Annotated in this window: 2 protein-coding genes; one reads left to right on the forward strand and one right to left on the reverse strand. The window is 36.3% G+C overall.

Features of this window, described 5'->3' with window-relative positions:
- Positions 1-309, reverse strand: a 309-nt coding sequence (gene tnpA, locus H5079_RS18090) for an IS200/IS605 family transposase (RefSeq protein WP_182684615.1), incomplete at its 3' end; no start/stop codon positions are given.
- A gap of 72 nt (positions 310-381) precedes the next feature.
- Between tnpA and H5079_RS18095 the strand changes: the two genes are divergently transcribed.
- Positions 382-1479, forward strand: a complete 1098-nt coding sequence (locus H5079_RS18095) for an RNA-guided endonuclease TnpB family protein (RefSeq protein ID WP_182678891.1) — start codon at positions 382-384, stop codon at positions 1477-1479.
- Positions 1480-1555: the final 76 nt, after the last annotated feature.

Genomic DNA, 1555 nt, shown 5'->3' on the forward strand with positions numbered 1-1555 from the left:
GCGGTGTATTTCTGTAAACTCTTTCCTCATTAGTCTTGAGCTAACACCTTTAAGCGAATTAATTAATTTACTTAATTGTACTTTAGGAGGGTATTCAATTAACAAATGAACGTGATCTTGCTCACCGTTAAATTCGACTAAATCAACTTCAAAATCTTTACACACATCTAATAGTATCGCCTCTAGCCGATTTAAAATTACATCATTAAACACCTTGCGCCTGTATTTTGTCACGAATACTAAATGTGCATGTAATGCGCTAACACAGTGCCGACCTTTTCTTACTTCTGCCTCATTCTTATGCGTCATAATTATAATAGACCAATAGTTGATTGTCATACTTAGGTATATATAATGAGAGAAAGCAAGGAGTAAGACCAAGTGATTTTAATAGCATACAAATACAGAGTTTACCCAAATAATGAACAGGCGCTAATGCTTACTCATACATTTGGCTGTGTTCGTTTCGCTTATAATTCAGCACTTGGTTACTCTAAAGAGCAATACGACTTAGGTAATAAAACCAATTATAACGATTGGAGTAAAAACCTCACTCAGCTTAAAAAGAACCCTGATTTTGCATGGTTGAAAGATGTTTCAAGTGTGCCATTGCAGCAAGCATTAAAGCACCTAGATAAAGGCTTTAAATCATTCTTTAAGTCTGGCTTTGGCTACCCTAAGTTTAAAAATAAACAGGGTAATCAATCAGTAAGCTATATGAGTAACGGCTTTAAGTGGGAGGCTGATAAGCAATCGTTAACACTTGCTAAGATGAAGCAGCCATTAAAAATTAAGTGGTCACGCTCATTTACTGGTAAGCCTAGTTCGCTGACTGTATCTAAAACTAAATCAGGTAAGTACTTCATTAGTATCTTAGTTAAAGAAGATATTAAAAAACTACCAGTAGCGAATAAAACGGTAGGCGTAGACGTTGGCATTAAAGATCTTGCTATCTGTTCGGATGGCACTAAGTTCAATAATCCACGATTAACAAACAAGTACGCTAGCAAGCTAGCCAAAGCACAACGTAAACTAGCCAAGAAGAAAAAAGGCTCTAACAACTTCAACAAGCAAAAACGTGTTGTTGCTCAAATTCACGAAAAGATAGCAAACTCACGCAAAGACTTTACCCAAAAAATGACAACGAAACTTGTAAACGAAAACCAAGTGATAGGGATCGAGTCATTGAAAGTCAAAAACATGGTTAAGAACCGTAAGCTATCTAAGCATATCCACGATGCTAATTTTGGTGAAATAGTAAGGCAGTTAGAATATAAAGCCGATTGGTATGGCCGTAAAGTGTCAGCTATTAGCCAGTGGTTTCCATCAAGTAAAATGTGTAATGAGTGCGGTTCGCTGTATTCTGGTAAATGGTCATTAGCTATAAGAACGTGGTCTTGTGAATGTGGAGCTATCCATGATAGAGATCATAATGCTGCTATTAATATCCATAATGAGGGATTAAGGCTAATAGCTTAAATAATTTGTGGCGGTAGGTAGTACCGACACATTAAATGCTTGTAAGAGGTTTTAGAAGTCTAAAGTGATCTAGTAT

Source organism: Pseudoalteromonas sp. SG44-5 (assembly GCF_014164175.1).
Classification (GTDB): Bacteria; Pseudomonadota; Gammaproteobacteria; order Enterobacterales; family Alteromonadaceae; genus Pseudoalteromonas; species Pseudoalteromonas nigrifaciens.